Source organism: Halochromatium sp., assembly GCF_054919635.1.
In genome coordinates, this window is the sequence record NZ_JBUDPI010000200.1 from 1 (window position 1) to 6,893 (window position 6,893).

Annotated in this window: 4 protein-coding genes and 1 pseudogene; 2 read left to right on the forward strand and 3 right to left on the reverse strand. The window is 63.3% G+C overall.

What is annotated here, in order from left to right:
* The 3 genes from ACY693_RS12310 to ACY693_RS12320 form a co-directional block, all read right to left on the reverse strand.
* Positions 1–871, reverse strand: an 871-nt coding sequence (locus tag ACY693_RS12310; protein WP_462322121.1) for an osmoprotectant NAGGN system M42 family peptidase, incomplete at its 3' end; no start/stop codon positions are given.
* Positions 868–2,616: an N-acetylglutaminylglutamine synthetase gene (gene ngg, locus ACY693_RS12315; protein ID WP_462322122.1), complete on the reverse strand. Its 1,749-nt coding sequence runs from the start codon at positions 2,614–2,616 to the stop codon at positions 868–870. The genes ngg and ACY693_RS12310, both read right to left, overlap by 4 nt.
* 70 nt (positions 2,617–2,686) lie before the next feature.
* On the reverse strand, positions 2,687–4,462 hold the full coding sequence (locus ACY693_RS12320) for an N-acetylglutaminylglutamine amidotransferase (protein ID WP_462322123.1): 1,776 nt from the start codon (positions 4,460–4,462) through the stop codon (positions 2,687–2,689).
* A gap of 450 nt (positions 4,463–4,912) precedes the next feature.
* On the opposite strand from ACY693_RS12320, the gene folE reads away from it, so the two are divergent.
* Together folE and ACY693_RS12330 are read left to right on the forward strand one after the other, a co-directional pair.
* Positions 4,913–5,551: a GTP cyclohydrolase I FolE gene (folE, locus tag ACY693_RS12325; protein WP_462322124.1), complete on the forward strand. Its 639-nt coding sequence runs from the start codon at positions 4,913–4,915 to the stop codon at positions 5,549–5,551.
* 253 nt (positions 5,552–5,804) lie between these two features.
* Positions 5,805–6,893: pseudogene (locus ACY693_RS12330) on the forward strand (hypothetical protein); the annotation flags it as partial.

Consider the following 6,893-nt stretch of genomic DNA (forward strand, 5'->3'; position numbering starts at 1 on the left):
GCTGATGCGGGATCTGGAACTCTTGGCAGATCTGGATGATGCGAGGGGTCAGGTGATAGTCGAACGGCCCGCCCATGTCCGCCATGCAGATGGTCGCCCCGAACTCGCTCGAGTTCTGACCCGGCGCCGTGGTGCCGTTGTCGATGGTCAGCATCTCGGCAACATCCTTGTGCAGGGCTGCCGAGGCGCCTGAGCCCACCTCCTCGGAGATGGTGAACAGCGGATGACAGTCGACAGGCAACCGCACATCGCTATTCTTGACCGCCTTCACCGCCGCTAGCAGCAGTGCCGCCCCGGCCTTGTCATCGAGATGGCGCGAGTTGATGAAGCCGGTCGCCGTGATCTCCGGCGAGGTATCGACGGCGATGAAGTCGCCAACATGGACGCCGAGCTGCAGCAGGTCCTGCAGGTTGAACACCCGCTCGTCGATGCGAAACTCGACGTGATCCCAACCACCCTCTTGCTTGTCGATCTCGGGGCCAAAGGTATGGCCCGAGGCCTTCAGCGGCAGGATAGTGCCACGGTGCTGACCGATGTCGGTAAACAGCGTGCAGCGCGCGCCCTCGGCGAACCTGGAGTTCCAATGCCCGACCGGAACCAGTTGCAGGCGCCCGTTCGGCTTCAACGCCTTGACCATCGCCCCGAGGGTATCGATGTGCGCGACGATGGCCTTGTTCGGCCGTGCGGCCTCGCCCTTCAAGGTCGCACGGATGGCGCCGCGGCGGGTCAGCTCGAAGGGCACGTCAAGGCGCTCAAGCTCCTCGCAGACAAGGTGCACAACACGGTCGGTGTAGCCGGCCGGGCTGGGCGTAAAGAGGAGTTTGAGCAGGATATCGAGCAGGTACTCGGTATCGATTCGAAGATGCTTCAAGCGGTGAGCTCCCGGGCTGCGGTCTGCGGAAAGAGCAGGTCGACGAAGCGTTCGGCGGTCGGTTGAGGCTCGTGGTTGGCTAGCCCCGGCCGCTCGTTGGCCTCGATGATCACATAATCGGACGCGGTCACGTCCGGAACTAGAAAATCCAGGCCCGTGACAGGAATGTCAAGTGCCCGGGCGGCCTTGCAGGCGGCTTGCGCCAGCGCCGGGCTCAGATCAGCCGTCACGTCATGGATGGTGCCGCCGGTGTGGAGGTTGGCGGTCTTGCGAACAACCAGCGTTTGGCCGTAGGGCAAGGTCTCGCCCATCTTGAAGCCGGCCTCGCGCACGCAGCGCTCGGTCTCATCATCGACCGGGATGCTGGACTCGCCGCTGGTCGCGGCACGGCGGCGACGGCTCTGGATCTGGATCAGCTCGCTGATGCTGTGCGCGCCGGTGCCGACGATCTGCGCCGGCTTGCGGATGGCTGCAGCCACGACCTGATAATCGATCACGATGATACGCAGATCGGCGCCGCTGCAGAATTGCTCGAGGATCACCTGCTCGCAGATGCGTCGTGCATTCTTGATCGCGCGCTCGAGATCGTTCGGATCGCGGATGTCGACACTGATGCCCGCGCCTTGCTCGCCACGCGCAGGCTTCACCACCACGCTGCCATGACGTGTCAGGAAGGCCTCGGCCTGATCGAGCGCCTCGTAGGCGCATTGGTCCGGCACCTTCAGGCCGGCACCGCGCAGCAACCGCTGGGTGACGGCCTTGTCGTCGCAGCGGCTCATGGCGACGGCCGTGGTCAGCTCACTGAGCGACTCGCGGCAGACGATGCGCCGCGCGCCCAGCCCCAACGCGAAGTAGCCAGCCTCGGCATCGATCACCTCAACCCCGATCCCGCGCCGTCGCGCCTCATTGACGATGATCGCGGCATAGGGATTGAGCTTCGCGGCCGGCTGCTTGCCGATGAATAGCGGCTCGTTGTAGGCGTTCTTGTTCTTCAGCGCAAACACCGGCACGCGCTCGAACCCCAGCTTCTCGTAGAGGCGGATCGCGCCCTTGTTGTCATGCATGACCGAGAGGTCCAGAAAGGCGCGGCCGCGCGCCTGATAGAACTCGGCCACCTGCCGTACCAGCGCCTCCCCGATGCCCGGATAGGGGGCCTGGGCATCGACGGCCAGCGCCCAGAGGCTGGCCCCGCGCTCGACATCGCTGAAGGCCTCGACATGGTCGATTCCATTGACGCAGCCGAGGATGCCGCCGTCCTGCTCGTCCTGCGCCACCCAGAATTGCACCACCCGCGAGGCACGCTGCTTCCAGATGTAGTCAGCGCTCGGTGGCACCATGCGTCGCGATGCATAGAGTCGGTGCACCGCCTCGGCATCGGCGCGGCTATTGAGCAGGCGCACGACGAAGCCCTTGGGCCGGCGCGGGGAGTACTGATAGCGATCCAACCAGAGGCGAAAGGTGTGCGAAGGATCAAGGAAGAGATCCTGCGGTGCGTAAGAGAGCACGACGTGCGGGTCGCGCAGATACATGGCCACATCGCGCCGGCCATCGCCCTCCTGCTGCAGGCACTGCGCCAGGCGCTGCGGATCATTGAAGGTCTGGCCGAAGATCAGCCGGCCCCAGCCGCAGTCCACCGCCGTTTCGGACCAGATCTCGTTCTCGTGTCGGCGCTTGTTGTCCCAGCTACTCACCGACTGCGCCCGCTGACGTTCGAGCCGGTGATGGATGTGCTCTCGCGTGCTCATTGCGCTGTCCCCTCGTCCGGTTTCTCCGGTTATCTGCTCTCGTTACAACATCCGTCGCAGGTCGAGCACTCTAGAGACCCTGCTCCTGCAGCCAAAGTTCTAGTAGCGTCACCTGCCACAATTTGGAGCCACGCAACGGTGTGATGTGCTCATCTGGTGCATCGAGCAACTGCTGCACATAGGCCGGCTGGAACAGCTCGCGCTCGCGCGCACGCTGACTGAGCACCGTCTCGCGCATCATCTCGAGCACCTCGCCACGCGGATACTTCAGGGCGGGAACCGGGAAATAGCCTTTCGGCCGATCGATGACCTCACTCGGGATGATTCGCCGCCCGACCGCCTTGAGTACACATTTGCCCTCATCGCAAAGTTTATGCCGCGCCGGAATCCGTGCCGCGAGCTCGACCAGCTCATGATCGAGGAAGGGCACGCGCGCCTCTAGGCCTGCCGCCATGGTCATGTTGTCGACGCGCTTGACCGGATCATCGACCAGCATGATCTGTTGGTCGATCCGCAGCGCCTTGTCGACCGCCGCCTCGGCGCCCGGGAGCGCGAAATGATTGCGGATGAAGGCGCGGCTATAGTCGTCGCCATGCAGGCGCGGATGCACCGCCTGTCGATATTCGGCATGCTCGCGGTCGCAGAACACGCGGGCGTAATCGGCGGCCGGGTCCTGGCTCTCGAGCATCGGCGGATACCAGTGATAACCACCGAAGACCTCGTCGGCGCCCTGCCCGCTCTGCACCACCTTGACGTGCTTGGCGACCTCTTGCGAGAGCAGATAGAAGCCAATGACGTCGTGGCTGACCATCGGCTCTGACATCGACCGCACGCAGCCCGGCAGACTCGAGAGCAGCCGATTGCGTGAATCGACCTGGATCTTGTGATGATCGGTCGCGTAGTGCTTGGCGATGATGTCCGAGTACTGGAACTCGTCGCCCGCCTCATCACCGACGCTCTCGAAGCCGACCGAAAAGGTGTTGAGTCCGCGCTGACCTTGCTCCGCCAAGAGCCCGACGATGAGGCTCGAGTCGAGTCCTCCGGAGAGGAGCACACCGACGTCGACATCGGCAACGAGACGACGATCAACGGCCGTGCGCAGCGACGCCAGGACCTGATCCTGCCAATCCTCAAAGCTCATCGCCTGTTCGTCCGGGCTGGCGACGAAGCTCGGCTGCCAGTATTGATGCTCGCGCCCCTGGCCGTCGGGCTCGCTCACCCGGATGGTCGCCGGTGGCAGCTTGCGCGCACCGCGCAGGATGGTATGCGGGGCTGGCACCACGGCGTGAAAATGCATGTAGTAATGGAGCGCGACCGGGTCTAGGTCGGTGTCGATGCCGCCGGCGGCGAGCAGCGCCGGCAGGCTCGAGGCAAATCTCAAGGCGCCGGGGAGCTCGGCGTAGTAAAAGGGCTTGATGCCAAGGCGGTCGCGCACTAGGGTCAGCCGTCCGCTGTCGCGCTCGGCGATCGCAAACGCGAACATCCCATGGAAGCGATGCACGCAGTCTGCCCCCCAGGCATGGAAGGCCTTGATGATCACCTCGGTGTCGCTGTGCGAGAAGAACCGATAGCCCTTGCCGCTGAGCTCCTCGCGCAGCTCCTTGTAGTTGTAGATGCAACCGTTGAAGGCAATCGTCAGCCCAAGCTCGCTATCGACCATGGGCTGATTGCCATGGGGACTGAGGTCAATGATGCTGAGCCGGCGATGGCCGAGTGCGATCTGCGCTTGCTGGAACACACCGCTGCCATCAGGACCGCGGGCCTGCATGCTCTGGTTGACGGCTGCCAGCGCACCAAGATCGATCGCTTGACCATCGAAGCGGATCTCACCGCAGAATCCACACATCTGGAAATCCTCGAGACTAGGGTTGTTCAGAGCGCCGCGAGCCGAGGAGCCAAGGCCTGCAGGCTCGACGGAGCAGAGAGAAAGGTGCCGAGCAACGCGCACTGCGGCACGAGCACGGACCGAGATGCGATCGGCCGGAATGCGGGCTGTAGGCGCCGTTCATGGGTCGTGGCGCGTCCCGCTGGGAGCAGAGTGGCGGAGCTCGGATGAGGCGACTCCGGTTGGTTTGATCGCGCGAGCGCGGTTGCCGTCGCGGTGAATCACGAGCCAGAAGGCCCTGTTTCGATCCGCCATCTTAACGAATCCACACTCCAGGTTCCATCGCCACCCCGATTCGCGAGCCCCAGACGACGCCGCACTGGTCGCATTCGGATGCGAGGAGCCCTACTCTTGATTAGCATGAATGTCGAGCACCCACTCGGGTGTCTCGCCAGATTGGAAGACTGTTCTATGCCCGTTAAAAACAAACTCTCGCGTCTAAGCACTGATGGACATTACGCCGATAGCTTCGAGCCGATCGACGAGCAGGAGGTCTACGACGCGCGCAAAGAGCACCTCGTTCACGAGCTGCTGACCGAGATTGGCGAGGACCCCCAGCGCCAGGGCCTCAAGCGCACCCCGTTGAGGGTGGCGAAGGCGATCGACTTCCTCACCAGTGGCTATGCCCTCTCGGCCGAGGAGATCATCAAAGGCGCCTTGTTCGAGGAAGATGTGCGCGAGATGGTGATCGTGCGCGATATCGAGTTCTACAGCCTCTGCGAGCATCACATGCTGCCCTTTTTCGGCCATGCGCACGTGGGCTATCTGCCCAATGGCAAGGTCGTGGGGCTGAGCAAGATCGCTCGCGTCGTCGATGTCTTTGCGCGCCGGCTCCAGGTGCAGGAGCGCCTGACCAGCCAGGTGGCGAATGCGCTGATGGAGCATCTCGGCGCACACGGTGTTGCGGTGGTGATGGAGGCCAGCCACACCTGCATGATGATGCGCGGGGTGCAGAAGCAGAGCAGCACAACCGTCTCCAGCGCCATGCGTGGCACCTTCGAGTCGGATGCCCGCACCCGCGCTGAATTCATGAGCTTCCTGGACCGTTAGCACCCACTCAAGCACTGAGGCAGCGTTAGAGGCCAGCGCCTGAGAGCACATGGGCTGAATCGCAAGGGCTCGGATCAGCAACGAGCCCGAGCCCTCGTCGACCTCCAAAGCGATTACAACAGCCTCCATAAAAGTAAGTTTTATCAGTCGCTTGCATTAATTCTGCTTGCCGGGTCATGGCCGACGGCCGAAGTCAGGCTAGAATCATGGTTGTCATCGCTCCCATGTCGTCCTGCGCTTCAAGCACGTCATCATGGATCGCTCCAGCGTCAACCCCCTTTCCGGTCGTCCTCCATCCGCCCTCAACGAAGCGCTGCGTCGGCTGCTCCGGCTCATGGCCATCCCCGCCGGCCTGTTGGCAATCAACTCGCTCTATCTGGTTGCGGTGACCCTCTTCGAGCGCCTGAGCGGTCGAACCCTCCAAAACCTGTTCTATCTCGATATGTTCCTGGTCCATCTCGGGCTCGGGCTGTTGCTGCTGATCCCGACCGTCGCCTTTGCCCTGCTGCATGCCCGACGCGCGATCCAGCGACCGAACCGCTATGCAATCCGCGCCGGGCTCGGACTGGCGTTGGCGCTAGTGGCACTCTTCGGCTCTGGGATTCTGCTGACCCGTTTCGGCTTCTTCGAGGTCAATGATCCTGGGGTTCGCCGCGTCGCCTATTGGGTCCACGTGCTGGCGCCGCTCGCGGTGATCTGGCTCTTCACGCTCCATCGACTCGCCGGTCCGCCGTTGCGCTGGCGCGCTGGCGTGGCTTGGGCTGGAGCCGCAGTGATCTTCACCATCACAGCCTTAGCGTTGCATCTAACCGCCCCTCAGGACCCAGATAGCGACCTCAATGTTATGGCGCTCGCTGTGCAATCGGATGCCCTGGCGGAATCGACTGTCACGGCTTCAGACCCGAAGCCCTCGGAACCCGCAAATCTGGGAGGCAACGCAAACACTGATCACAGCCCCTCAGCACCAGGGCAACCAGGGCAACCAGGGCAACCAGGGCAATCAGGGCAACCAAGGCAATCAGGCCGAGCCTTCACGCCAGCGCTAGCCAGCATCCCAGGCAACGGCCGAATCCCAGCCGAGCATCTGATGGGCGATGAGGTCTGTGCCGAGTGTCACAGCGAGATCGCTGAGCGCCATGCCGGCTCGATGCACCGACTCAGCTCGTTCAACAATCCGGCCTACCGCAAGGTCATCGAAGACACCCGCAGCGAGCTGCTGGCCCGCGATGGCAGCGTCCAGGCGACGCGTCTCTGCGCGGTCTGCCACGACCCGGTTCCGCTTTTCTCGGGCCGCTTCGATGATCCCAGCTTTGATCCGGACGCCGATCCAACCGCCGACGCC

Excerpts from the sequence above, each read along its gene's own strand:
- ngg (WP_462322122.1), bottom strand. The coding sequence starts at position 2,616 with ATGAGCACGCGAGAGCACATCCATCACCGGCTCGAACGTCAGCGGGCG.
- ACY693_RS12320 (WP_462322123.1), bottom strand. The coding sequence starts at position 4,462 with ATGTGTGGATTCTGCGGTGAGATCCGCTTCGATGGTCAAGCGATCGAT.
- folE (WP_462322124.1), top strand. The coding sequence starts at position 4,913 with ATGCCCGTTAAAAACAAACTCTCGCGTCTAAGCACTGATGGACATTAC.